Genomic DNA, 26,384 nt, shown 5'->3' with positions numbered 1-26,384 from the left:
GTTAATTTTGAATCCATAAGAAGGTTTTTTTGTTGTCAACCTCAAAGATACTTTGAGTTACTTTAATTCCTTCTTATTTTTTTATTTAGGACGCTATTGGCTCAGAATCATTTATCTGGAAAAGCCAAAAGAGAAATCAGAAAAATGTTAGGCAAAGAAAGAATGGCGTATTGGGCAAATTGGCCAGATTTTATAAAATCTGATACAACGGGTGTTTGGAAAGAAACTTCCGCATGGCATTATGTAAATATTAATCCACAAACCGATTTTACTGCTTTCGAGAAGAATTTAAAAGCTCAGGCTGGAGCGAATCTTTACTCTCAAATCAATGTGTTGGCGAGCCAGATAAAAGATAAAAAAACTTCGAAAAAAGACAGAAGAATTGCTCTTATTTTCTTAATCCACATGATGGGAGATTTGTCTCAGCCTATGCACACCGGAAGATCTGAAGATTTGGGAGGAAACAAAATTAATGTTACTTATTTTGGCGAAAAAACAAATTTACACTCTGTTTGGGACGGAAAATTAGTAGATTCTCAAAAATATAGCTATACAGAATATGCAAAATTGCTGGATATTAAATCTAAAGATGAAGTAAAACAGATTCAGCAGGGAACACTGGAAAACTGGCTTTATGATTCTCATCAGATTGCCAATAAAGTGTATGCTCAAACGCCTGATGGTTCTAAGTTATCTTATGATTATCAATACAAATTTAATGATATCATGGAAAGACAGCTTCTTTATGGAGGTTTACGACTAGCGAAATTGTTAAATGATTTGTTTTGACGGCTACATTGCGAATGCAAGTTATTTTTAAACTTAAATAGTATAGAGCGGAACTTCTGTTTCGCTTTTTTTATGAATGTTCTTCTGCTAAACCTAACAGGTTTTGAAAACCTGTTAGGTTTTTTTTAAGCGTTAAGTGATCATTAGCCCCGATAGAAACGACATCCTTTTTGGTGGCGGGCGGAACGAAGTGGAGACCGCTACCAAAAAGATACAGTGGATAGCGGGAAAAAGCTCCTTAAAAATACAAAAAGCAATAATTTATAACTCAATTCTCAGCACAATTTCTAACTAAATAAAAATAATTGTAACCCGTGTAACCTTTTTGAGGTTTCAAGCGTATAATATAATGTAACTCTATTTTTTGAGGAAATTTAAATGAGACAACTAAAAATAACCAAGCAGGTTACCAACAGGGAAACCGCTTCATTAGACAAGTATTTGCAGGAAATTGGTAAAGTGGAACTGATTACAGCAGACGAAGAAGTAGATTTGGCACAGAGAATCCGTGCGGGAGACAGAGCCGCTCTGGAAAAATTGATTAAAGCCAACCTTCGTTTCGTAGTATCTGTATCTAAACAGTACCAAAACCAGGGTCTTTCTTTACCCGATTTGATTAATGAAGGTAATTTAGGATTAATGAAAGCTGCAAAAAGATATGACGAAACCAGAGGTTTCAAATTTATCTCTTATGCAGTTTGGTGGATTCGTCAGTCGATTTTACAGGCGTTGGCAGAACAGTCTAGAATTGTAAGATTGCCTTTGAACAAAATTGGCTCAATTAATAAAATCAACAAAGCTTACGCACATCTTGAGCAGGAAAACGAAAGACCTCCTTCTCCTGAAGAATTGGCAGAAGTTTTGGATATGAGCGAAGAAGATATTAAAGAATCTATGAAAAACTCCGGAAGACACTTGTCTATGGATGCTCCTTTGGTAGAAGGTGAAGATTCTAATTTATACGACGTTCTTCGTTCGGGAGAATCTCCTAGCCCTGATAAAGATTTGATGCTTGAATCTCTTCAGATTGAAATTGAAAGAGCATTGAATACTTTAACACCGAGAGAAGCTGATTTGGTAAGACTGTATTTCGGATTGAACGGAAAACATCCAATGACTTTGGAAGAAATTGGTGAAACTTTTGACCTTACAAGAGAAAGAGTTCGTCAGATTAAAGAAAAAGCAATTAAAAGACTGAAACACAATACCAGAAGTAAGATTTTAAAGTCTTATTTAGGTAAATAGTTTTAGCTTAGATAATTATTAACGGAGCCTGAAAAATCAGGCTCCGTTTTTTTTATATATTCTTTTGTTAATATTTCTAAAAATAAACCCGATAGATTTATTTCTATCGGGTTTTTTATTCAAATTTTATATTTATTTCAGTTTAAATTCTAGCTTAACATTGAAAAATCTTCCTGTAAGACGAACAGGAACGGGATACATAATACTTGTATTTGCGTCGGTAATCCATTGGTTTGCAACGGTATTATTGATATTGAATGCATTAAAAACCTGAACACCCAAAGAAAGATCTTCAAATTTGCTTAAAAGACCGTACGATTTCTTCTTCTCTTTAGAATCTACAAATACATAAGAAAGTCCCAAATCTACCCTCTTATAAGAAGGCAAAGTTTTCTGGTATTGGTACGGATCTGTAAAGACAGGAGCTCCATTTGGAAGTCCCATAGCATACGTTAAGGTTAAATTAACTCTCATTTGAGGAAATTTAGGCATATAATCCTGATAAAACATAGCAAATCTGAACCTTTGATCGGTTGGTCTAGGAATATCTCCTCTTCCATCTATGTTTTCGAAAACTCTGGCGTAACTTGCCGAAAGCCAAGAATCTACACCCGGAACAAATTCACCAAACAATCTTGTATCAACACCATAAGCGTAACCGGAAGCATTATTTTGCCCTGAATAACGAATTCGAACATTATCCATATAATACGGAATCACATTATCCATTTTTTTATAATACAATTCTGTGGTTAACTTAAATGGTCTGTTATCAAAATCAAATTCAACTTCATTTGCCAAAATTGCCTGAATAGAACGTTGAGATTTAATATTGTTATTAAAATTACCATTCAGATCTTTTATTTCTTTATAAAAAGGTGCCTGGTAATAAATTCCTCCAGAAAGTCTGAACCATGTTTCGGTATCCCAGTCTGGTTTTATTGCAAACTGTGCACGTGGCGAAAATATAGTTTCATTATTAAAACTCCAGTGGGCAACTCTTGCTCCTCCATTAATCAACACACGGTTAGAACCCCAATAAAACTTCTGAGAATACTGTCCGTAAGCAGACAATCTTGTTGGTTGTATATGATTTTTCCCCGAAATACTGTAAAAAAGGTCTAAATCTGAAGCATCGGGAAATCTTGGATCATCGGGAGGTCGCGGTACGCTATATCCTGAGGAATCTACCAATTTGTATTCGTTGGTGAGATCTTTAAGATTTTCTTTTTCGTATTTGAATCCAACTTCGATACTTGAATTTACATTAGGAGAAAAAACGGTTCTGAACTGTGTTCCGTAAGTTTTTACAAACAAATCGTTTCTTGCATGCTCAATCTGTCCGCCTACATCATAAGAAGTAATAGGATTCCCGGTAATGGGATCGTAAGTTTGCAAAACATAACTTGAAGCAATGGTATAGTATTCTCTTTCCCGATTCTGATAAGCAAAATTATCCAATGTAAACCTCAGTTTGTCTGACGCTTTAAAATTGGCAGAAAATGTCCCCATCATATTCTTATACTTATCATTTTCTTTTCCGTTGTAAAAAACAGTTAGATTGAGGGGCTGATTAATCGTTCCGAAATCGACATTTCTCTGCTTCGGAAACATCTCGTAATCGTTATTAGAATAATATCCAATAAAAGAAAAATTCAGTTTTTCGGTTGCGTGATAATTCAGATAAGACTGAAAATCATAATACTTTGGGTTGAAATCTGTATCTTCATTTAAAGTATTGAGAACCAAATTGGTATTTCTATACCTCCCGGAAAACAAAGCCGTAAATTTTTTGTTTCCATTCTGATCTTCTTTTCCGGATGCAAAACCGGTAGTAAGTCTACCACCTATTAGACTTGCCTCACCAGAAAGTTCAAATTTTTGAGGCTCTCGGTAGTAAATATTCAATGCAGAAGACATTTTATCGCCATATCTTGGCTCAAAACCTCCTGCAGAAAAATTAACTGTAGAAACCATATCGGGATTAATGATGCTTAAACCTTCCTGTTGAGAATTTCTAATCAGAAAAGGTCTGTAGATTTCAATATCATTAATGTAAATGAGGTTTTCATCGTAATTTCCACCACGAACCATATACTGAGAAGAAAGCTCTGTATTGGAGTTTACCGAAGGAAGCGTTTTCAGCAAACCTTCTACTCCGCCCGAAATACTGGAAACATTTTTTGCATCTCTGGCAGAAATTCTCACGGCAGTAACATCATTGGTACGTCCTGTAACTTTTTTCTGAAATACAATTTCCTCAATTTCTGTAGTTCTTGCTGTTGTATCTTTTTTTCTGTTTTGGGAAAAAATCAACATAGGAACCATTAAGCTCAGTGGTAAAACTAGTTTTTTCAAGCGGAATTTTTTATAATTTCTAAAATTAAGTATTTTTTAACAATTATAATATAGATTCTCTTACTCTTGTGAGTTTTTGTAATAAATCTTCCAATAAATCTAATCTTAGCATATTGGCTCCGTCTGATAATGCTGTTTCTGGTGTTGGATGCGTTTCTATAAAAATTCCGTCTGCACCTACTGCAATTCCGGCTTTGGCAACAGTTTCGATAAGACCTGGTCTTCCTCCGGTAACTCCTGAACTTTGGTTGGGCTGTTGCAAAGAATGCGTAACATCCAAAATTACGGGAGCATATTCTCTCATAGTAGGAATTCCTCTATAATCAACAATAAGATCTGTATAACCAAAAGAGTTTCCTCTTTCTATAATTGCTACTTTTTTATTATCAGAATCTGTAATTTTCTGAACTGCAAATTTCATAGATTCCGGGGAAAGAAACTGCCCTTTTTTCAATGTAACACACTTTCCGGTTTTTGCTGCAGCTACTAAAAGATCTGTCTGACGAACTAAAAATGCCGGAATCTGTAAAACATCTACATACTGTGCCGCCAATGAAGCATGTTCGTTCTCATGAATATCCGTTGTTGTAGGAATATTAAATGTTTCGCCTACTTTCTTTAAAATTTCAAGAGATTTTTCTTCTCCAATTGTAGTGAATGAGTCTACTCTACTGCGATTGGCTTTTTTGAAACTTCCTTTAAAAATATACGGAATATTGTATTTATCGGTAAGTTCCACCACTTTTTCTGCGATTCTAAGAGCCATATCTTCGCCTTCTATAATACACGGACCGGCAATTAGAAAAAAATTTTTTGAATCTTTGTGATGAATGTTTTCTAAATATTGAATCATTGAATTTTACTTTTTTTATCTTTTATTAAATCTTCTAGCTGATTGATGTTTTTTTGGTAACGTCCAACATTAGGCTGAGATTTCAGTTCTTTCAGCCATTTTTCAGCGATAATCAAATCATTATTTTTAGCACCTAAAGCAACTATATTAACCATCGATTCTATTTTACTGTCTTCATCTTTATACGCTGATTTGTTTTTGGTTAAGAAAGCATCTGCTTCTTTAATTTTATTCTGATGAATTAAGCTGTATATATATTCTTTAAATACAAAATCGTCGGTTTTATTATTTTTGATAGCTTCATTACAAATTTGTTCTGCTTCTGCAAATTTCCCTAATGCATTATAGGAAAATGCCAGTTCAAAATATAACGATTCTGTTCTAAAATTATTTTTGTAAAGTTCTAAAAGTTTGGGTAAAGCGAGTTGTGGAAAATTTGCACCATTCATTATACTGGCTCTTTTTAAAGCTTTTTCGTTTTCTGGTGCTGAGCTTAAGTAAATTTTCAACCAGTTCGGCTGTAGCGGAAGATTAAATTTTTTCAGAAAATCATTTGGAACAACAGCACTTTTAAATCCCAGATTATTAATTCTTACTTTCATTGAGGAAGTTTGAGCTTCTTCTCTTTGTTTATATTTTAAAAGACCAGCTTCTTCGTGAAGATCACCAAGATATTCTAAAGTATATCCTGCAGATTCATCAAAATACATAAATCCCATGGAGAATTTTTTATCGCCCTCTTTTATGGGTAAAACAATGTAATGATTTTCTGCATCGGGAACAGTAGTATCAAATTTAAGATCAGAAAACTTTTGTGAAAATACTATTGAACTTAAAAAAATAAATAAAGCGGGAAATGTTTTTTTCATAATTCATTTACATTTTTTGAAAATCTTCTCAAATGTATTCAAATTTCTACTTGTAAACTTATCTTTAAGGCTTTTTTTGCCCAAAATCTTCCCAAACTGAGAGGCTAAAGTATTTCCTTTGGGTAATTGCCAATAAAAATATCCGTTAACAACTTCGGCTCTCTCGTCCTGCATTTTTGGTAATTCCTGAAATTCTTTCATCAAAACAGTTTCAATATTTTCTATTCCAACAAAAACGTAGGTATGAAAATCTTTTTTTTCTTCGAATGGGTTTGAATTCAGAATTTTTTCAATTTCTTCTTTAGATTTAATGAACAGAAATGCCTCATAGTTAAAATATTCTGACATCGATTTTTCTAAAATAACTTCTAAATCTTCAGCCGTTTTATCAGAATTAAAAATGATGTTTCCTGATGCCAAAACCGAAATTACATTACCCATTCCTGCATTTTCAAAAACAGAACAAACTTCTGCCATTTTCATAGAAGTCCCTTTTACATTTACGCCACGAAGAAATGCGCAATATTTCATTATCTAATTGAATCTTAATGACTAATTAATTCTCACATATAAATTATAGTCTGTGCCCGAAGGTTTTAATCTGTAAATTTTCTCCAAAAGAGGGTTTTCACTTTTCAGATGGTCTTTTATTCTGAATTCTTTCAGTAGTCTGTATTTCGATCTGTAGAACTCTCCTTTTTTGCCTTCAAACAAATCTTTATTGGCAAGAAGATATTTTGGATGACGTTTTTCTATGGTATTTATCCAAATTCTGGATTTATCTTTTTTTATTTCTTCCTGAATTTTTTTATCCACCAATCCTACTTCGTCTATCGTTTTTAAACCTGAAAAATAAGGAACATAACCTGCAGGCTCCAGTAAAATCCACTGATTTTTATCTTTTTCATACTGATTTAAAAATAATCCTATTGATCTTCTGTAATTCCATTCTCCGTTTCCGGTTGCGATAGAATGTACAGTTTGAAATGCCAACATCGGCACAATATAAAATACAACAAGGGAAGCAAGCCAAAAATTTCGTCTGGTTTTCTGAGTGATTACAAAAACAAGAACGGGAACAAAAAGTAAAATCTGTGGAACCCAGTAATACCAATCGAAAAGGCTTTTCTGGGAGAGGAAAACAATCTGTTTTGCCCATCCGAACAAAAAGATAATCCATAAAAAGTAATTTCTCTTTTGTTTTTGTCTTACAAGATAAATAAAGCAAACAAGCTCAAATATAATGATAAGAATAGTAATCGGATTAAAATCTGATGGTACTTTCAGCATACCCCAGAAATTCCCATAATTAAGAATAAAATATTCTATGTTTTGCTGTAAAGGGAATGCATTATCGTACGCCAATTTCTTGGCAACAATGGTATTGTTTACCCATTCTCCAAAATAAAACCAGTTAAAGGAAACGCAAACGGCAACTCCCAAAACTCCTCCTAAAATATATTCCCATCTTAATTTTCGATTCCAAAAAAGATCCACTAAAAAGACAATTCCCAGGAATATAACGGTGTCTACTCTGGTAAACAAAATGAGAATCGGAAAAAGAATAAATGCCCATTTCTGTTGTTTTTTAAAACCATAATACAGCAATGCCATTTCAAGAAAGAAAAGAATCCCATATTCCATTCCGAGTATTGAAATTTTAATCGCCGGAGGCAAAATTCCAAATAAAATAATGAATAACGCTTTATGCCAATTATTTTGAAATAAAAGATGAGAAAGTAATAAACTTCCAACAGAAAATAATATGGTATTGAATGTTAGAATGGGAATTATAAAATTCGCTTTGCCAAAAATTAAATTAAAAATGTACGAAACAAAAACGTATAAATGAGTGGTAGATGCAGATATTCTAGTATCACCATTAAATCCTATAACGTCATAATCCATCAAATTCTGAGCAACTCTCCAAGTGATAAAAGCATCTTCCTGTATGTGATGGGTAAGAAAGAATAAACATTTAACTATTACAGAGAAAACAACTGCATAGATAGGGATATATTTGTTCTGAGCTTGGGACATTCAATTTTTTTAGCCGACAAAGATAATTCTAATTTTTGAATTGAATAATACTAATAAATTGAATATGTTTCATTTAACATTTTTTTAAAATTAAAGAGAGAATATCAACATAAAAAAAACGGAACCGAAGTTCCGTTTTTTGAATTTTACTGCGTTGCTCTCATGAGCGCGGTGGTAATCTGATTTTCTTTTTCTTTGGCGTAAGTAGAATCATAAGGCTCCATCACATCAAATAAATACTGGTAATAAGGAGTTATTTTCTGTACATTTTCAGATTCTTGTACAGCCTTTTCTTTACCCATATCTTTAAGACTTTTAATAAATACATTAAATTTCTGATCGATAGGTTCAATAGATTTCACCAAATATGCATAAGCTTTGTCTTTTTGTCCCAACTTCTCATAAGCACCTGTAACAGAAGTAACTACTAATGAGTATTCCATAGGTTTAGACTTCATAGCTCTTCCCATGTATCTCTGTTCGCTCGGGCTTAATGATAAGTAATAATCGTATTCTGAAAAAATACCTTTTTTAAGAATTTCAGCGAGTTTCAGACCTTTTTGTTCCTGACCTGCCACAATATAACCATAAACCATAGAACTCAAAGATCGTGGATCGTTGTATTTTTCTGCCGGAATTTCTTTGGAAGCTAAATCTAATATTTCAATCGCTTTTGCTTTTTGCCCAGATAATGCTAATGCTGCAGCAGCTCTGCTTGCGGAACTTCTGTAACTCATAATGTTGGAAGTTGCTGTTTCATCAAAATGAACATTAAGATTTTTGAAATTACCCCATTTGAAATTTTTCACAATACTGTAAAGAGAATTCGCATCTACTCTACCCATTTCTCCATCATCATTTTTAGGAGAAAAAATAGGAACCAATCTGTAACTGAAACCATCAAACTGAAGATAATCATCCAGATAGAAAATATTTTCGCTGTCGTAAACTCCACCTGAGGAAAAGTTAATCGGTCTTTTCCAGTCGAAATTTGCTAAAAGATCAAACAGCATTAAATTATTTTTATATAAAGTTCCTGCTTTATAATTTACAACAATCTGGTCTACTGCTTTGCTTGCATCTGCGGCATTTATAATACCAGATTTTACTGCATTGGCTTTATTAACGGGGATTACAAATTTATTTACAGGAAGGAAATTATATTTCTCAAAACGGTCACTTCCGAAAATCATTTTCAGAACTTCATCTTTTTGAGGCGATTTCATTTTGATGAAATCTACAGCTTCTTTCACTGTCATAGAATCTTGCTCCAAATATTTTTGAAATGGCTTAATAGCATCTTCCGATGCACCAGATTGCTGAAGATTTGCAAGAATGCTCTTCCAATCGCTTTTTTTCATCAGATAAATCTGGTCATTTACACCATCTCTATAATCCTCATGAGTTAATTGACTAGGAATTCCTGATGCATTATATGTTTTTCTTTTTACCTGATCTATATTCCAAGGAGTAGAAAGAAGGGTGAAATTTACCACTTTTACATCATCACGAAACTGCTCCGTTTCCTGCATTGCCCAAACCGGATATGTATCGTTATCACCATACACAAATAAAATATCATTTTTAGGCAGAGATTTTAACACGGAATAAGAATAATCATAAGCGGTATATCTATTGCTTCTGTCGTGAGCGTTATAATTCTGGAAACCCATCATTAAAGGAATACCCAACAAAACAACTCCAAATCCTATATTGGCTGCGTTAGATTTTACTTTAGTCTGTAAAAACCAAAGTATTGCCGCAGCTCCTAATCCTATCCAAATTGCAAAGGCATAAAAAGATCCTACCATTGCGTAATCTCTTTCTCTTGGTTCGAAAGGTTTTACACCTGTATAGAAGATAATTCCGACACTGGTAAGAATAAATAGCGATAAGATGGCATAAAATCTGCCAAAATCTCTGCTCAACTGGAAATAACATCCCAATATCCCTAAAATTAAAGGTAAAAAGAAGAAAGCTACAGTACTTTCGTTTCTGTATTTTGCGGGCATATCTGCCTGACTACCAAGTCTTGCATCATCCAGAAAAGAAATACCGGAAATCCAGTTTCCTCTTAAATCGTCTGTGGAACCTTCAAGATCATTCTGTCTTCCGGCAAAATTCCACAATAAATATCTTAAGAAATAATACCCGTTCTGAAAAGAAATGAAATATTCCATATTCTGCATCAGAGAAGGTTTTTGAACTTTAATTAAATTATAAGGTCTTACTTTAAGATAGTCTGAAGAAGTAATAGTTCCGTCATTATACTTTGCTTTCAGATCATTGAAAATCTCCTGAGCTTCAGGGCTGTCTGCAATATCTTCATTATCATAATTGAATGTAAAATCCGGCGCCCCATACATAGAAATGTAATTGTTCATCACATCTTTATCATCGTTAAACATTCTTGGCATAAGACTTACATGAGACTGATCGAAAACATAATTAAAACGCTCGCTGGTCTTAATATATCTTCCTGTTTTCTCATCTTTCTCGTAAACATCATCAGTTTTAGTAGTCTTAAAGCTACCGTCTTCATTCTTCTGAATTCCGTTGGCATCTAAAAAAGCTGTGTAATTCTGACCGTAAAATGTTGGCCAGTCACCATATTGAACCCTATTGTAATAATCTCTCATCCCAATTGCCGTATCAGGATCATTAAGGTTCATTGGTGGATTAGCGTTGGCTCTTATTGGAATTACCATCCAGCAAGAAAATCCTATTATCATGTAAACAACAGATAAAGCTATGGTTTGGTATAAATTTCTTTTGGCTTTTCTGGCATATTTAATCATGAAATAGCAAAGAGCAATCATAATAATAAATCCGGCAATCGTTCCTGAGTGGAATGGTAATCCTAAACCATTCACAAAGAAAATCTCAAGCTTTCCAAAGAAAGTCATAATTACCGGGAAAATTATTTTAAAAACGATAATTAAAATACCGAGTGTTATCCCGTTCGCAATGATAAAATTTTTCCATGTAAACTCATAGTTTCGGGCATAGTAAACCAGACAAACTGCAGGTATTGCAAGCATACACATCATGTGAACCCCTACAGAAAGACCCAAAATAAAGAATATAAGAATAATCCAACGTTCGTTATCTTTTTCAAGGTATTCATTTTCCCACTTCGTAATTAACCAAACTAAAAGAGCAATAAATAAAGATGCCATAGAATACACCTCTCCTTCTACGGCAGAAAACCAGAAAGTATCGGAGAAAGTAAAACACAAAGACCCAATTACTCCTGCAAAAAGAATCGAAATTTCCTGATGTTTTGTAATTTCCTGAAAGTCTTTATTAAACATTCTTCTCACAAAGTGCGTTATCGTCCAAAATAGAAACAAAATGGTAAGAGCACTGAATAAAGCCGACATTGCATTAATCACAATAGAATAATTTTCACCTTTTCCAAAAGCAAAAATGGCAGCCACAGCTCCCACAATCTGAAATAATGCAGCACCCGGAGCGTGCGTTACCTCCAGCTTCACTGCAGACGAAATATATTCACCACAATCCCAGAAACTAAAGTTGGGCTCTATGGTTGATAAGTACGTGAAAAATGCAATTACGAAAATCACCCATCCGAGAATAGTGTTCCATTGCCTAAAAGTCCAGTTTTTCATAGTATAAAATCAATTATGCGAAAATAAGGTTTTTAGATTAGTTTATTAATATTTTAACAAAATTTAAAAAAAATGGCTCAATTTTTGAGTGTTTCGCATTGCTGAAAGTAGAAATACGCTCTAAATTTCGATACCAATAAACTTATCAGTGAATAATTGTTTAAAAGTATTTATTTTTTTGTATTTTTGCCGACAGATTTTTATTGAAAAATAACGAATAATGAGTAATGTTTACGATAATATTCTTGGCTTAATCGGAAGTACACCTTTGGTAAAATTAAATACCGTTACCAAAGATATATCTGCAACTGTTTATGCCAAGTTAGAATCATATAATCCTGGACATTCCACTAAAGATCGAATCGCACTTCATATCATTGAAAACGCTGAAAAAAAAGGCTTATTAAAAGAAGATTCTGTAGTGGTAGAAACCACTTCAGGAAATACAGGTTTTTCTATTGCCATGGTTTGTATCATTAAAGGATACAAATGCATTCTTGCGGTAAGTGATAAAACAAAACCAGAGAAAATAGCTTATCTTAAAGCTCTTGGTGCTAAAGTATATGTGTGTCCTGCGAATGTTCCTGCGGATGATCCTAGATCTTATTATGAAGTAGCTAAAAGAATTGCTGCAGAAACCCCAAATTCTATATATATCAATCAGTACTTTAATGAACTGAATATAGACGCACACTATCAAAGTACCGGTCCTGAATTATGGGAACAGACCGAAGGCAAAATTACGCATCTTTTTGCTTGTACAGGAACAGGAGGAACTCTTTCCGGTTCTGCAAAGTTTTTAAAAGAAAAAAATCCTGATATAAAAATCATAGGAGTAGATGCAGACGGTTCTATTCTTAAAAGCTATCACGAAACAGGAGAAATTCACAAAGAAGATGTTCACCCTTATCAGATCGAAGGTATGGGTAAAAATTTAATTCCTTCTGCTCTTTTATTTGACAAAGTAGATCATTTTGTAAGAGTGAATGATGAAATGTCTGCATACAGAACAAGAGAAATTGCTTTAAAAGAAGCTATTATGGGTGGTTATACTACAGGAGCAGTTACTCAGGGACTTATTCAGTATGCCAATTCTTATCAGTTTTCTCCAGATGATGTGGTTGTGCTTATCTATCCCGATCACGGTTCCAGATACATCACCAAAGTTTATAGTGATAAATGGATGGAAGAACAAGGGTTTATTAATAACTGTTTCCACAATTACGAAGAAGTCTTTAAGACCGAAATTATTAAATAAAAAATTTAACCAAATAAAAAGGAAGCCTTTTTTGTAATTTACAAAAGGCTTTTTTACTTAAAAAACCACAACATAATGTTAGATATTTTTGAGAGAATAAAGCAAAACCCTGGTCCATTAGGGCAGTTTGCAGATTATGGTGAAGGATATTTTATTTTTCCTAAACTAGAAGGTCCTATTGGTCCAAGAATGCAGTTTCAGGGAAGAGAAGTTATTTTCTGGAGTGCGAATGACTATCTGGGAATGTGTAACCATCCGGAAGTGTTAGAAGCAGATGCAAAAGCTGCTGCAGAATACGGAATGTTCTACCCTATGGGGGCAAGAGCAATGTCGGGAGAAACACACCAACACTTACAGTTAGAAAAAGAACTGGCAGAATTTGTTCAGAAAGACTCGGCATATTTATTAAATTTCGGTTACCAAGGTATGCTTTCTACTATTGATGCTTTGGTTGGCAGAAACGATGTAATTGTTTATGATGTTGATTCTCATGCATGTATTGTAGACGGAGTGAGACTTCATTCAGGGAAAAGATTTACTTACAGACACAATGATATCGAAAGTCTAGAAAAAAACCTTCAGAGAGCTACAAAAGTAGCAGAAGAAACAGGAGGCGGTATCTTGGTAATTACTGAAGGGGTTTTCGGGATGAGAGGACAACAAGGTAAATTAAAAGAAATTTGTGCTTTAAAATCTAAATATCAGTTCAGACTTTTGGTAGATGATGCACACGGATTTGGTACTTTAGGTAAAACAGGTGCAGGTGCAGGAGAAGAGCAAGGATGTCAGGATCAAATTGATGTTTATTTTTCTACATTTGCCAAATCAATGGCGGGTTTTGGAGCTTTCATTGCGGGAGATAAAGAAATCATCAGATATTTGAAATTCAACCTCAGATCTCAAATTTTTGCTAAATCCTTAACAATGCCAATGGTTATCGGAGGATTGAAAAGATTAGAATTACTAAGAACAAGACCTGAAATTAAAGCCAAACTTTGGGAAAATACCAACAAATTACAGAAAGGACTTTTAGAAAGAGGCTTTAATATTGGAGACACTAATACTTGCGTTACTCCGGTTATGATGCAGGGATCGCCTGTTGAGGCAACCCTTTTGGTAAAAGATTTAAGAGAAAACTTCGGTATTTTCACTTCTGTTGTAGTTTACCCGGTAATTCCTAAAGGAATGATTTTATTAAGATTGATTCCTACTGCTTCTCATTCGGATGCAGAAATCAACGAAACACTGGCCGCTTTTGAAGCTATTCATGATAAATTAACCAATGGTTATTATAAAGATCAGGAACAAAAGCTTTTAGCAGAACAAGGTTTAAGCTTTAAAGAAATATAAATACTATAAACGCTCCGATAATTTCGGAGCGTTTTACTTATCAAAATAATTTACAAATACAAATTTTTAACAATTTTTAACTAAATATCATTTAATCCAGTGGTTTTTGCGTTATATTCTGTTAAAAATTAGGGTTTTAAGAAATGGAAGGATAAATTTGCACTCATTATTTCAAGATATACAATTATGAAACAACCCTTAAAGTACTTAAGAATTGTAGTTTTGAGTTTGGTGCTAATGCTAACATCTTTTACTGCTAAAGCACAAACCCATCCTTATTTAGAAAGTAATAAATCTATTGCTACAGAATTATCCGAAAAATACGGAATTCCTGTTTCTGTTATACTTTCTATTGCATTCGTTGAATCCGGAGCCGGAACGAGCAAAAATTCTACTAAATTTAACAATCATTTCGGGATTGTAGGAAAAAACAATCCACAGTCCAAATACAGAAGCTTTTCTTCAGTTAAAGAATGTTACGAAACTTTTTGTAAGCTAATTGTTAAAAAAAATTACTACACTTCATTGAAAGGCAGTGCAGATCTATCCAAATGGTTAAATGCCATTGCATCGGCAGGTTACTCTACCCAACCTAAAGAATGGATGAGAAGAATCAACATGATTATCTCCAAATACAGCCTCTCAAAATTTTAAAAAAATTGAAACAAATTATTAAAATATAGTTCCGAAATCGGAGCTATATTTTTTTTGTATATGTAGGGATATATTTATTAAATTAGCTGACTTAATTTCCAGCTATTTTATGAGTTCAAACAGAAATTGGCGGGTAGTGATATTGCTTACCGTCTGCTTTGTTATATATCTTGTTTTTTCCGTAATCATGTACGTTTTTGATATTAACTATAAACCTCTGCAAAACATTAATCTCATTTCTGAAGTTATTAATCCTGAAAAAGTAAGAGATTCCCAGAAACCAGATGAGACTTATAAAAACATTGCTAAAGGCAAAGAAGTAACCAGAGATTTTGAACTGTATAAGAAACCAGGTTTTATTACAGATTTTTCCTCAGGAGACCGTGCGGTTGCTTTACAGCATTTTACGGAAAAGCTTTATGAACTTCAAAAAACTAAAAAAGGCAAAATAAGAATTGCCTATTTTGGCGACAGTATGATTGAAGGAGATCTTCTCACCCGCAAACTCCGAAAATTATTTCAGGCAGAATTTGGAGGAGCCGGTGTAGGATTTTTGCCTTTTCAAAGTAAAGTTGCCCCTTACAGAGAATCTTCAGAAATTAAATCTACCGGATGGAATGTTGTAAATTTCATGGATAAAAATGTCCGAAACATGTATATTTCCGGCTTTAGCTTCAGCGGTTCCGGAAGCACTAACTTTGTTGATAAGACTTTAAAACCCGGAACAACCACCAACAAATTTGTAATATTCGGAAAAGGAGCCGAAACCAATTTAAGTTACAACAATACACTTTTGATGCTGAATGGCGGTAATAGCGTAAATATACAGCCAATGTCTAAAGACACTTTAAGAGCATTTACTGTAAAAACTCAAAACACCAATGTTCCGCAATACGGAATCAGTATAGAATCTGACAACGGAGTTATTATAGATAATTTTTCTTTCCGGGGAATTACCGGAGTGGAATTTAAAAAAATTGATGAAGATTTTTTAAAAGCTGTTCAGGAGAAAAACCATTACGATTTAATTGTAATGCAATATGGTGTAAATCTTCTTTTCCGACCTAATGATACCGACTATTCTTACTATGTAAAACTCATGACGCCTAATCTGGTGAAATTTAAAAAAGCCTTCTCGGATGCCAATATACTTTTGGTGAGTACTGCAGACAGAGCTTTTCGTTACAACGGTGAGTTTCAATCGGCGAAAGGAGTTAAAAATCTGGTAGAAACCCAAGCTAAAATGGCTTATGATAACCAGCTTTCTTTTTTTAATCTTTTTCAGTCTATGGGTGGAGAAAATTCTATTGTTTCCTGGGCATCACAAGATCCGCCTTTGGCGAATAAAGATTATGTACATCCCAATGGTAAAGGTACAGACATTCTTGCAGAGAAAATCTATCAGGCAATGATGAAAGACTATAAAAATTTTGTTTCAACTAAAAAAAATAAAAAGTGAATTCTTTAGAAACCTTATTATCATCTTTCGACTTAGATGCTTTTTTGCATCAGTTTGTATATGATAGTAAAAACCCGCTTTTATTCAACAACGGGTTTTTTGTATATTTTTTCACCTTATTTATCCTGCTGTTTTATCTTTTAAGAAATCACTTTACAGCAAGAAGATACGTATTTACTTTTTTCTCTCTGTACTTTTTTTATAAAGCCAGCGGTTGGTTTGTTGGTCTTGTTATAGCATCCGCAATTGTAAACTTTTTTATATCGAATCTTATAGACAGAAATCCGCAAAAACTAAGAAAAACAATCCTTTTAACGATCAGTATAATATTCAACCTCGGATTGTTATTCTATTATAAATACACCAATTTTTTCATCACTTTATATAATGAATTTTCGGGGGCAAAAGTTCATCCGCTCAATATCCTTTTACCTATTGGAATTTCTTTTTTCACTTTCGAAAATTTAAGTTATACTATTGATGTTTACAGAGGAGATTTTAAACCTGCCAAAAAATTTACAGATTATTTACTCTTTCTGTCATTTTTCCCAAAGCTGATGATGGGACCTATTGTGCGTGCACACGATTTTGTACCACAGATCAATCAGCCATACTATCTTTCAGAAAAAGATTTTGCAATGGGGTTCTATCTTATTATTTCGGGACTGATTAAAAAACTGATTATTTCAGATTACATCACCTTAAATCTGGTTAATTATATATTCGACAACCCTTCTCTGCATGTTGGACTCGAAAATTTAATAGCAGTTTACGGTTATGCAATGGTTATATACTGCGATTTCAGCGGATACAGTGATATTGCTATTGGTATTGCATTGTGGTTAGGAGTAAAAATACCTGCAAACTTCAGATCTCCATATCAAAGCCGCAATATTACAGAATTCTGGAGAAGATGGCATATCTCTCTTTCATCATGGTTGAAGGATTATCTTTACATTCCATTGGGAGGAAACCGTAAATTTTCGATAGCTTCTTTTATATTTGTTTCGGCATTTTTGGCAGGAACTTATTTTACTTCAGTAAACTTATTTAAACTCACTCCACTGTATGCGGGTTTATGTACAGTAATCGTTCTTTCGATATTCCTTATTCCGGCAATAATTACGCGAAATACCAAAGGTATTGCTGCCAATTTCAATCTTCTTACCACCATGTTGCTTGGAGGATTTTGGCATGGAGCAAGTTGGAATTTTATTATTTGGGGCGCCATCCACGGAATTGGTCTTGGACTTCATAAAATATGGATGCTGATTACCGGAAAAGCTTTTTCGGGCTTTAATAACAGTTGGATTTACAAAATCGTAATGGGAATTATTACATTCCATTTCGTATGCTTTGGCTGGATATTTTTCAGAGCAGAAGATTTTGATACTGCAATTTCCATGATTAAACAAATACTTTTCAATTTTGATGTAAATGCTTTCGAGCCGTTTTTCGAAAACTATAAAAAAGTAATGGCAATGATCGTTTTAGCGATGATTATTCATCTAATTCCGGATACTGCGGCAGAACGATTTATTTCAAAATGGAAAAAAATCCCTTTGCTGATATATATTATCATATTCTTTGGATTTTTGGTGACCTACGGTTACTTCAAATCTGCCGAACAGGTATTGCCTATCTATCTTCAGTTTTAAAAAGAAAAATATTGCTGAAAATGATTAAGAATTTTTGAATTCCAAAATCACTTTCAGCAATATTTTCATATTTCCAAAAGTAAAGATGTTTTAACTTTTCAATTTAATATTCCAAAATTATTTTGAAGTATTTTTAATCGACGAAAAAGCATTCCAAATTATTTCTCCCTGATTTTCGTAGCCTGTTTTAGTGTAATGCACGCCATCTTTATTGGCTTCATTTCTCATTAAAGCTTTTTTGAAATACCCTTTTCCTCCAGTAGCACGATAAAGATCGAAAAATGCGAGATTATATTTTTGGGCAGATTCTTTAAGCCAACTCACAATTTCTGGAACACGCGATTGTTTTGGCATATTATCTGGCGGAGCGATGAGCAATATCGGAAGCTGCGGATTTGCAGACCTTATTTTTTCAACCAGTGAAGACACATTTGTCTGAAATTCTTCTTTGGTAATATCACTGAAAACTTCATTGGTGCCCAATGCAATAATAACCAAGTTAGAATCCAGCGTCAAAAGCTGTTGAACTTGTAAAGGGTACTTAAGAAAATCTCCATAAGTAGCACCATTTACACCAACAGTATTAAAAACAACACCTTTTTCTGTATTTTTTAAGAATTGAAACCCATAAAAAGTACTTCCTTCAGGAATATCCGAACGCATTAAAAATGTTTGCTGAGGAGAAAGCATATTTACAGTAGTTTTGAAACCTGTAAAAGTATATTTCCCAATCTCAGTAATTTTTTGCTCAAAATCTGAATTGTAAACCGGGTAATTTCTTTCCACTTTAAAAACATTCCCTTCCGAAGGACGAAGAATACGGTCACCATTAAGCTTTCTCAATCTTGTGGTAGTGGTATTATATTTAGATACAATCTCATGAAAAGTTTCGTTTTTAGCCGCAGTATGATTGAGTATTTCAGATTTCTTTTCGATAAAACGGCTCAGAGATTCTGTTTCGGTGTACATTGTAAATTTCTTCCGATCCATATCTTCATCATGAAAAATAACCACTTTATCGAAACTATCTTCAGGATTTTTAAACTGAATTTCGATGAATGAATTTTCTTTATTCCCGATAACGAAACCGCTGGCTCCTATTTTGGGAAAAATCTTCTGATCGTGTACAAGTCTAAAAGTTTCCCACGCTTTGTTGCTGGAAGAAGAAAAATCATCTGCCCCATTGGTGTTCCCTAAATTGTATGGAAAAACCAATCCGCGACCTGCATTACCGTATTTAGCCTGAAACTTTTTTCTAAGATATCCGGGAAGCCAGTCTGCCTGAATATGAGAATCTCCAATAAAAAGAACCTGTGAAACTTTTTTTTCTTCCAGTCGATTTGTAAAAGAGCTTATTGCTTCTGCATTTTCAATATTTTGAGCACTTAAAACAGCAGTACACAACAACATAATTACACTTAGAGGTCTAATAATATCTTTCATGCTGTGAATTTATAAATTTTTTCCGGTAAACTGAATTGCGGGTTTAGAATAAGGCTTTTAAATCATTTATAAAAAACAAAATATAACACTCCACAAATCACAATCATTAGTAGACATCTAAAAAGAGGTCTGGTTAGAATTTATGTATTAAATTTGCAAAAAAATTCTTTTGAAAGAAATTCTTCTCATTACACCTCCCTTTACACAACTTAATACACCCTATCCCGCAACGGCTTATATTAAAGGTTTTCTGAATACTAAACAAATTTCAAGCTATCAAATAGATTTGGGTATTGAGGTTATTTTAAAGTTATTTTCCAAAGAAGGATTTCAAAGAATTTTTGAGAAAAATAAATTTGAAAATTTAACGTCGGAAAATTCTCAGAGAATCTATACTTTAAGGCAAGAATACATTAAAACGATCGATCAGGTCATTTTATTTTTACAAGGGAAAAATCCTACTTTAGCAAGACAGATTTGCTCCATGAATTTTCTTCCTGAAGCTTCTCGTTTCAACCAGCTGGATGATATGGAATTTGCTTTTGGAAACATGGGACTTCAGGATAAGGCTAAGCATTTGGCAACTCTTTATTTAGAAGATATTTCAGATTATATTATTGAAAATGTAGATTCGGATTTTGGCTTCAGCAGATACGCAGAAAGATTAGGAAAATCGGCAAACTCTTTCGATGAACTGTATTCTAAGTTATTGGATACACCAACATTTACAGATTATTATACCTTAAAAATTCTTCAGGAAAAAATAGAACTTGTACAGCCAAAACTGGTCTGCTTTTCTATTCCTTTTCCCGGAAATTTATATGCAGCTTTCAGGTCGGCAAAATTTATTAAAGAAAATTATCCTCATATAAAAACCGCAATGGGAGGAGGTTTTCCCAATACAGAGCTTAGAGATTTGAAAGATAAAAGAGTTTTTGAGTTTTTCGATTTCATAACTTTAGACGATGGCGAATTGCCTTTGGAACTTGTTTACGAAAGCATTTGTAATTCAGAAAAAAATTCTGAAATTCATTTTAAAAGAACATTTCTCATCGAAAACGAAGAAATTGTTTATAAAAATAATACCAACAGACACGACTACAAACAATCTCAGACAGGAACTCCAGATTATACAGACCTGCATTTAGATGATTATATTTCGGTAATCGAAATTGCCAATCCCATGCACAGCTTATGGAGCGACGGAAGATGGAATAAACTTACAATGGCACATGGCTGTTATTGGGGAAAATGTACTTTTTGCGACATTTCTTTAGATTATATTAAAATTTACGAGCCTGTTTCAGCCAAAATTTTGGTCGACAGAATGGAAGAACTTATTGCACAAACTGGAGAAACAGGTTTTCATTTTGTGGATGAAGCTGCACCGCCAGCGTTAATGAGGGAAGTTGCATTAGAAATTTTACGCAGAAATCTTGTGGTAACCTGGTGGACTAATATTCGTTTTGAGAAAAGTTTTACTCAGGATTTATGTTTTTTATTAAAAATTTCAGGTTGTGTTGCCGTTTCCGGAGGGCTGGAAGTAGCAAGTGACCGATTGCTAAGACTCATAGACAAGGGAGTATCAGTAGATCAGGTTGCGAAAGTAACAAGAAATTTTACCGAAGCGGGAATTATGGTACATGCTTATTTAATGTACGGATACCCAACGCAAACCGTTCAGGAAACCGTAGATTCTTTGGAAATGGTTCGACAGCTTTTTGAAATGGGCATTCTTCAAAGTGGTTTTTGGCATCAGTTTGCAATGACGGCTCATTCTCCCGTCGGACAAAATCCTGAAAAATTTGGCGTTATGCCCATTAAACAGGAAATTAAATTTGCTAACAACGACATAGATTTTAAAGATAAAACAGGAATAGATCATCATAAATTCAGTTTTGGTTTAAAAAAATCGCTTTTTAATTACATGCACGGAATTAATTTCGAAATTCCTTTGCAGCAATGGTTTGACTTTAAAATACCCAAAACAACAATTCATCCGGATTATATACATGACTGCCTTTTAGAAGAAGATTTATTTACTTTTAAACCCAATTCTAAAGTGATATTTTCCGTTAAAAATGTGGCAGTTGATAATTATGTTAAAACGAAAAAACAAAAATCCTGGTTTTATTCCAAAATAACATTTCATTTAAAAACAAATATTGTTAGCATAGATTTAGAACAGGAAAAAGCAGAATGGCTGATTCAAATTTTAGAAAAAAATTCTTTTGAAAACACAAAACTGACAATCTTAGGACAGTTAAAAATTCAGTATGAAGAATATTTTGAGGATTTCGAATTATTCTGGTTTTCTAAACCTGTTCAGCAGCTAAAACAAAACGGAATTATTTTATCTTTATAATTTTAGTATTTTTAAATATAAGTAAACTTCACCATCAATGTACCTTCAGATTAATAATGCAAACATCGGCTATCATCATGAGCTCATTTCAGATGTAAATGTGTGCTTGAATTTAGGTGAAGTATGTTTACTGATTGGAAATAATGGGGTTGGAAAAACGACTTTAATAAAATCTATTCTCCACCAAATCCCTCTTCTGAAGGGTGAAATTTTTATAGGAAGTAAAAACATTAAAAACCTTTCTGTAAAAGAAATTGCAGAAAATGTAGCGGTTGTTTTCTCAAAATCTGTAGTACCACAAAATTACACTGTAGAAGACTTAATTTCTTTAGGAAAATACATTTACTACCCTTTTTATTTTGAATTGAAAAAAGAAGATCGAGAAGAAGTTCATCATATCATCGAAGAATTAGATTTATTACCCTATAAAAATACTTTACTCAAAAATCTCTCAGACGGAAATCTTCAAAAAGCATTTATTGGCAGAGCGATTACTCAAAACTCCCCTGTCATTATTCTGGATGAGCCAACCACCCATTTAGACGAAAAAAATAAAATTATCATCCTACAAACCCTCAGAAAATTAGCTAAAAAACAAAATAAACTGATTTTATTTTCTTCTCACGACTGGCGTTTGGCAAAAGAGTTTGCAGACAAAATACTATATGTGAAAAATAAATGTCTGTATTCCGGAATCGTGGAGGATATTCTGATGAATCATGAAGAATTAACTCATCCTTCGCTATTCAAAATCAGCGAAAAATTTGTTGCTCCACACATCATTGCACCCGCGGTTTACAAAGAAATGCTGTTTTCTCTCTTACAGAAAAATTTTGAAAAGGATTTCTCTTATTTTACTTTTGAATGGAAAAATAATTCCTGGCTCATTTCTATTAATTCCACACAATACGAATATCAATCTTACGAAGAAATATTAAATTTCGTTAAAAATATTCATTAATATAATCTATTTATTACTAATTTTATATACTATGCATGCATAGTATTATGCTTTTCATACAATTTAACACTCTGTTTTTCATTTAGTTAACAAAATTTAACTAAAATAAATACTATGCATGCATAATATTTGCTACTTTTGGATAAACCCATTACACAAAAAAGTATGGATCAAAATAATAAAGAAAAAATAGAAAACATTGATTTAATTCTGAAACAAACTTGGATCTCGGTTCAGAAAATGTATTCAGATCTTGCACAGGAATATTATTCTACTGCTGTACAGGCACTTACACTTCTAAAAATAGATCCTAAAGAAGGTACAAGAAGTACCAATCTAGGCCCAAAAATGGCAATAGAACCTACTTCTCTTACAAGAATTATTAAGCTTCTTGAAGATAACGGATACATTTATAAAGAAAAAACCACTTCCGATAAACGTGAAGTAATTATAAAACTTACAGAAAAAGGACTTAATTCCAGAAATTTATCTAAAGAAGTAGTGGTTAACTTCAACAAAAAAGTGATGGAGAAAATTTCTCATGAAAAACTAGAGATATTCAAAGAAGTGATGACGGAAATTATGAAGATTTCTAATGATCTAAACAATAAAAAATAAATCAGAAAAAAATGAAAAGACGAATCAAACACGTTACGGTTCTCGGTTCCGGAATTATGGGAAGTGGTATTGCTGCACATTTTGCCAATATTGGCGTGCAAGTTTCACTACTCGACATCGTTCCGTTTGAACTTACTGAAGCCGAGCAAAAAAAAGGTTTGACGCTGGAAAGCAAAGTGGTGCGCAACAGAATCGCAACCGAAAACTTTGAAAAACTTAAAAAAGCCAGTCCTGCACTACTCTATTCTCCGAAATTTGCCGAGAGAATTACAGTAGGAAATTTTGATGATGATCTTAAAAAAATCAAAGACACCGATTGGATTATCGAGGTGGTAGTCGAAAGATTAGACATCAAAAAATCGGTTTACGAAAAAATTGAACAGTTCAGAAAACCTGGAACTTTGGTTTCTTCCAACACGTCCGGAATTCCGATCCATTTCCTTACAGACGGCCGTAGCGAAGATTTTAAAAAATATTTCGCAGGAACGCACTTCTTTAATCCAGTTCGTTATTTGCCATTGTTGGAGATTATTCCAACGCCAGACACCGATCCGGAGATTGTGAAATTCTACATGGAATATGGTGCGAAATTCTTAGGAAAAACCACTGTATTGGCAAAAGATACGCCTGCATTCATCGCCAACAGAATTGGAGTTTTCTCGATGATGGATTTGCTTCACAACGTTCAAAAATTAGGATTGAATGTTTCTGATGTAGATAAATTGACAGGTCCAGTTATAGGTCGTCCAAAATCGGCGACATTTAGAACTGCTGATGTGGTTGGTTTAGATACTTTGGTGCACGTTGCCAATGGTGTTCGCGAAAGCGGTGCCGAAGCAAATAATTTCAACGATGTTTTTGCATTGCCAACATACATCCAAAAAATGATGGAAAATAAGTGGCTCGGTTCAAAAACTGAACAAGGTTTCTACAAAAAAGTGAAAGGTGCAGATGGAAAATCGGAAATCCACGGTCTTAATTTAGATACGATGGAATACGAGCTTCAAGGCAAATCGTCTTTCCCTACTTTAGAATTAACTAAAAACATTGATAAACCGATTGATCGTTTCAAAGTATTAATTGGTGGAAAAGATAAAGCTGCAGAACTTTACAGAAAATCTCTTGGTGCTTTGTTCGCGTATGTTTCCAACAAAGTTCCAGAAATTGCAGATGAAGTTTATAAAGTAGATGATGCAATGCGCGCCGGTTTTGGTTGGGAAAATGGACCTTTCGAAATTTGGGATGCAGTTGGCATTCAAAAAGGAATTGAACTGGCTCAAGATGCGGGTTACACCGTTTCCGATTGGGTTAAAGCTTTGGCTGAAAAAGGCGAAACTTTCTATAAAGTGAATGATGAAGGTCAAACTATTTTCTTCAATGAAAAAGGCGGTTCTTACGATCAAATTCCTGGTCAAGATGCATTTATCATCCTTGATAATATTAGAAAAAACAAAACCATTTGGAGCAATTCCGGATCTGCAATTTTAGATTTGGGTGATGGCATCATCGATTTCGAAATTCGTTCGAAAATGAATTCTCTTGGTGGTGAAGTGTTAGATGGATTAAACAGAGCCATCGATTTAGCTGAGAAAGAATACGACGGTTTAGTAGTAGGAAATCAAGGCACAAACTTCTCTGTTGGTGCAAATTTAGCCATGATTTTGATGATGGCAATCGAGCAAGACTGGGATGATCTGAACATGGCAATTGCCTATTTCCAGAAATCTATGATGAGAGTACGCTATTCTTCTATTCCTGTGGTAGTTGCACCTCACGGATTAACGCTTGGCGGTGGTTGCGAGATGACCATGCATGCAGACCGGGTGGTTGCAGCAGCAGAAACGTATATCGGCTTGGTAGAAACCGGTGTGGGCGTAATTCCTGGTGGTGGCGGAACAAAAGAGCTTACTCTGAGAACGTCAAGAGAATTCCATAAAGATGATGTTAAAAATAACAGACTTAGAGATGTTTTTATGAACATCGCAATGGGAAAAGTTGCAACTTCTGCTTATGAAGCCTACGACATGGGAATCTTGGAACACGGAAAAGACATTGTAACAGTTGATAAGAGAAGCCAGATTAAAAAAGCAAAAATGCTGGCTAAAAGCTTGGCAGAAAATGGCTATACACAACCTATAGAGCAGAAAGTAAAAGTTTTAGGTAAAGATGCTCTTGGAATGTTCTACGTAGGGACAGATCAAATGCTTACCGGGAACTATATCTCTGAACACGACAAGAAAATTGCAGATAAACTGGCCAACGTAATGGTGGGCGGAAATCTTTCTGAAGAAACAATAGTTACCGAACAGTATCTTCTGAATCTTGAAAGAGAAACTTTCTTATCGCTCTGCGGCGAGAGAAAAACTCTGGAAAGAATTCAGTACATGTTACAGAAAGGAAAACCGTTGAGAAATTAATTTTTTTTGTATAATGTAAAAAGTATTAATGTATTAACGATGCACAACTTTAGAGATTTAGACGTTTGGACAAAATCAATGAAACTTTGTAAAATGTTTTATTTGGCATCAAGCAGTTTTCCAAAAGATGAATTATTTGGATTGACTTCGCAATCAAGAAGAAGTTTATATTCAATACCGTCAAACATTTCTGAAGGTGCAGGTCGTGATACCAATGCTCAATTTTCGCACTTTTTGAATATTGGATTAGGTTCTTCATTTGAATTTGAAACTCAGATTTTAATTGCTAATGATTTGGGATTCTTTAAAAATGATGATTTTAATATTATTTATTCTGAAATAAAACATATTCAAAATATGTTAGCAAAACTTAAGCAGAAACTTAATACTTAAGCATTCTAAATCATAAATACAT

The 26,384-nt window shown here is 33.8% G+C and carries 19 protein-coding genes; 12 read left to right on the top strand and 7 right to left on the bottom strand.

What is annotated here, in order from left to right:
* Positions 1 to 96 precede the first annotated feature (96 nt).
* A complete protein-coding gene (locus tag IV513_RS07325; protein ID WP_262897334.1) occupies positions 97 to 789 on the top strand; it encodes a S1/P1 nuclease in 693 nt (230 codons plus the stop codon).
* Positions 790 to 1,167: 378 nt separating this feature from the next.
* Positions 1,168 to 2,034 (top strand): RNA polymerase sigma factor RpoD/SigA, encoded by an 867-nt coding sequence (locus IV513_RS07320; protein WP_027385416.1) that lies wholly within the window; start codon positions 1,168 to 1,170, stop codon positions 2,032 to 2,034.
* 132 nt (positions 2,035 to 2,166) lie between these two features.
* Here IV513_RS07320 and IV513_RS07315 read toward each other — a convergent pair whose 3' ends face one another.
* The 6 genes from IV513_RS07315 to IV513_RS07290 form a co-directional block, all read right to left on the bottom strand.
* On the bottom strand, positions 2,167 to 4,392 hold the full coding sequence (locus IV513_RS07315) for a TonB-dependent siderophore receptor (protein WP_209389953.1): 2,226 nt from the start codon (positions 4,390 to 4,392) through the stop codon (positions 2,167 to 2,169).
* Positions 4,393 to 4,435: 43 nt separating this feature from the next.
* Positions 4,436 to 5,245 carry a 3-deoxy-8-phosphooctulonate synthase gene (gene kdsA / locus IV513_RS07310; protein ID WP_209389952.1) on the bottom strand — a complete coding sequence of 270 codons (810 nt, stop codon included), beginning with the start codon at positions 5,243 to 5,245 and terminating at the stop codon, positions 4,436 to 4,438.
* Complete coding sequence (locus IV513_RS07305) at positions 5,242 to 6,114, bottom strand: hypothetical protein (protein WP_209389951.1); 873 nt, start codon at positions 6,112 to 6,114, stop codon at positions 5,242 to 5,244. The genes kdsA and IV513_RS07305 overlap by 4 nt, the downstream gene beginning before the upstream one ends.
* 3 nt (positions 6,115 to 6,117) lie before the next feature.
* Entirely contained in the window at positions 6,118 to 6,645 is a 528-nt protein-coding gene (locus IV513_RS07300; protein ID WP_209389950.1) for a DUF1697 domain-containing protein, read from the bottom strand.
* 21 nt (positions 6,646 to 6,666) lie between these two features.
* The gene (locus tag IV513_RS07295) at positions 6,667 to 8,154 is read right to left on the bottom strand and encodes a hypothetical protein (RefSeq protein WP_209389949.1); all 1,488 of its coding nucleotides are present in this window, start codon (positions 8,152 to 8,154) and stop codon (positions 6,667 to 6,669) included.
* A 146-nt stretch (positions 8,155 to 8,300) separates the two neighbouring features.
* Positions 8,301 to 11,786: a DUF2723 domain-containing protein gene (locus IV513_RS07290; RefSeq protein WP_209389948.1), complete on the bottom strand. Its 3,486-nt coding sequence runs from the start codon at positions 11,784 to 11,786 to the stop codon at positions 8,301 to 8,303.
* 220 nt (positions 11,787 to 12,006) lie between these two features.
* Here IV513_RS07290 and IV513_RS07285 point away from each other — a divergent pair, with 220 nt between their 5' ends.
* The 5 genes from IV513_RS07285 to IV513_RS07265 all read left to right on the top strand — a co-directional run bounded on the left by IV513_RS07285 (position 12,007) and on the right by IV513_RS07265 (position 18,165).
* Positions 12,007 to 13,044, top strand: a complete 1,038-nt coding sequence (locus IV513_RS07285; RefSeq protein ID WP_209389947.1) for a PLP-dependent cysteine synthase family protein — start codon at positions 12,007 to 12,009, stop codon at positions 13,042 to 13,044.
* A gap of 75 nt (positions 13,045 to 13,119) precedes the next feature.
* Positions 13,120 to 14,394, top strand: a complete 1,275-nt coding sequence (locus tag IV513_RS07280; RefSeq protein ID WP_209389946.1) for an aminotransferase class I/II-fold pyridoxal phosphate-dependent enzyme — start codon at positions 13,120 to 13,122, stop codon at positions 14,392 to 14,394.
* A 186-nt stretch (positions 14,395 to 14,580) separates the two neighbouring features.
* Positions 14,581 to 15,048 carry a glucosaminidase domain-containing protein gene (locus IV513_RS07275; RefSeq protein WP_209389945.1) on the top strand — a complete coding sequence of 156 codons (468 nt, stop codon included), beginning with the start codon at positions 14,581 to 14,583 and terminating at the stop codon, positions 15,046 to 15,048.
* 187 nt (positions 15,049 to 15,235) lie between these two features.
* Positions 15,236 to 16,507 carry a hypothetical protein gene (locus IV513_RS07270; RefSeq protein WP_245168893.1) on the top strand — a complete coding sequence of 424 codons (1,272 nt, stop codon included), beginning with the start codon at positions 15,236 to 15,238 and terminating at the stop codon, positions 16,505 to 16,507.
* Positions 16,504 to 18,165, top strand: coding sequence for an MBOAT family protein (locus tag IV513_RS07265; protein ID WP_209389943.1), 1,662 nt, complete (start codon positions 16,504 to 16,506; stop codon positions 18,163 to 18,165). The genes IV513_RS07270 and IV513_RS07265 overlap by 4 nt, the downstream gene beginning before the upstream one ends.
* 117 nt (positions 18,166 to 18,282) lie before the next feature.
* Here the strand turns inward: IV513_RS07265 and IV513_RS07260 are convergent, their stop codons facing one another.
* A complete protein-coding gene (locus IV513_RS07260; protein WP_209389942.1) occupies positions 18,283 to 19,608 on the bottom strand; it encodes a GDSL-type esterase/lipase family protein in 1,326 nt (441 codons plus the stop codon).
* A gap of 169 nt (positions 19,609 to 19,777) precedes the next feature.
* Between IV513_RS07260 and IV513_RS07255 the strand changes: the two genes are divergently transcribed.
* The 5 genes from IV513_RS07255 to IV513_RS07235 all read left to right on the top strand — a co-directional run bounded on the left by IV513_RS07255 (position 19,778) and on the right by IV513_RS07235 (position 26,362).
* Positions 19,778 to 21,973, top strand: coding sequence for a radical SAM protein (locus IV513_RS07255; protein ID WP_209389941.1), 2,196 nt, complete (start codon positions 19,778 to 19,780; stop codon positions 21,971 to 21,973).
* A gap of 37 nt (positions 21,974 to 22,010) precedes the next feature.
* Positions 22,011 to 22,934 carry an ABC transporter ATP-binding protein gene (locus IV513_RS07250; RefSeq protein WP_209389940.1) on the top strand — a complete coding sequence of 308 codons (924 nt, stop codon included), beginning with the start codon at positions 22,011 to 22,013 and terminating at the stop codon, positions 22,932 to 22,934.
* Between the two features lie 165 nt (positions 22,935 to 23,099).
* Entirely contained in the window at positions 23,100 to 23,552 is a 453-nt protein-coding gene (locus IV513_RS07245) for a MarR family winged helix-turn-helix transcriptional regulator (protein WP_209389939.1), read from the top strand.
* 11 nt (positions 23,553 to 23,563) lie between these two features.
* A complete protein-coding gene (locus IV513_RS07240; protein WP_209389938.1) occupies positions 23,564 to 25,969 on the top strand; it encodes a 3-hydroxyacyl-CoA dehydrogenase/enoyl-CoA hydratase family protein in 2,406 nt (801 codons plus the stop codon).
* A 39-nt stretch (positions 25,970 to 26,008) separates the two neighbouring features.
* Positions 26,009 to 26,362: a four helix bundle protein gene (locus tag IV513_RS07235; protein ID WP_209389955.1), complete on the top strand. Its 354-nt coding sequence runs from the start codon at positions 26,009 to 26,011 to the stop codon at positions 26,360 to 26,362.
* Positions 26,363 to 26,384 lie beyond the last annotated feature (22 nt).

The organism is Chryseobacterium sp. RR2-3-20 (assembly GCF_017808115.1).
GTDB lineage: Bacteria > Bacteroidota > Bacteroidia > Flavobacteriales > Weeksellaceae > Chryseobacterium > Chryseobacterium oryzae.
This window is presented reverse-complemented; position numbering and strand designations above follow the sequence as displayed.

Excerpts from the sequence above, each read along its gene's own strand:
- IV513_RS07320 (WP_027385416.1), top strand. The coding sequence starts at position 1,168 with ATGAGACAACTAAAAATAACCAAGCAGGTTACCAACAGGGAAACCGCT.
- kdsA (WP_209389952.1), bottom strand. The coding sequence starts at position 5,245 with ATGATTCAATATTTAGAAAACATTCATCACAAAGATTCAAAAAATTTT.
- IV513_RS07305 (WP_209389951.1), bottom strand. The coding sequence starts at position 6,114 with ATGAAAAAAACATTTCCCGCTTTATTTATTTTTTTAAGTTCAATAGTA.
- IV513_RS07300 (WP_209389950.1), bottom strand. The coding sequence starts at position 6,645 with ATGAAATATTGCGCATTTCTTCGTGGCGTAAATGTAAAAGGGACTTCT.
- IV513_RS07295 (WP_209389949.1), bottom strand. The coding sequence starts at position 8,154 with ATGTCCCAAGCTCAGAACAAATATATCCCTATCTATGCAGTTGTTTTC.
- IV513_RS07290 (WP_209389948.1), bottom strand. The coding sequence starts at position 11,786 with ATGAAAAACTGGACTTTTAGGCAATGGAACACTATTCTCGGATGGGTG.
- IV513_RS07285 (WP_209389947.1), top strand. The coding sequence starts at position 12,007 with ATGAGTAATGTTTACGATAATATTCTTGGCTTAATCGGAAGTACACCT.
- IV513_RS07280 (WP_209389946.1), top strand. The coding sequence starts at position 13,120 with ATGTTAGATATTTTTGAGAGAATAAAGCAAAACCCTGGTCCATTAGGG.
- IV513_RS07275 (WP_209389945.1), top strand. The coding sequence starts at position 14,581 with ATGAAACAACCCTTAAAGTACTTAAGAATTGTAGTTTTGAGTTTGGTG.
- IV513_RS07270 (WP_245168893.1), top strand. The coding sequence starts at position 15,236 with ATGTACGTTTTTGATATTAACTATAAACCTCTGCAAAACATTAATCTC.
- IV513_RS07260 (WP_209389942.1), bottom strand. The coding sequence starts at position 19,608 with ATGAAAGATATTATTAGACCTCTAAGTGTAATTATGTTGTTGTGTACT.
- IV513_RS07250 (WP_209389940.1), top strand. The coding sequence starts at position 22,011 with ATGTACCTTCAGATTAATAATGCAAACATCGGCTATCATCATGAGCTC.
- IV513_RS07245 (WP_209389939.1), top strand. The coding sequence starts at position 23,100 with ATGGATCAAAATAATAAAGAAAAAATAGAAAACATTGATTTAATTCTG.
- IV513_RS07240 (WP_209389938.1), top strand. The coding sequence starts at position 23,564 with ATGAAAAGACGAATCAAACACGTTACGGTTCTCGGTTCCGGAATTATG.
- IV513_RS07235 (WP_209389955.1), top strand. The coding sequence starts at position 26,009 with ATGCACAACTTTAGAGATTTAGACGTTTGGACAAAATCAATGAAACTT.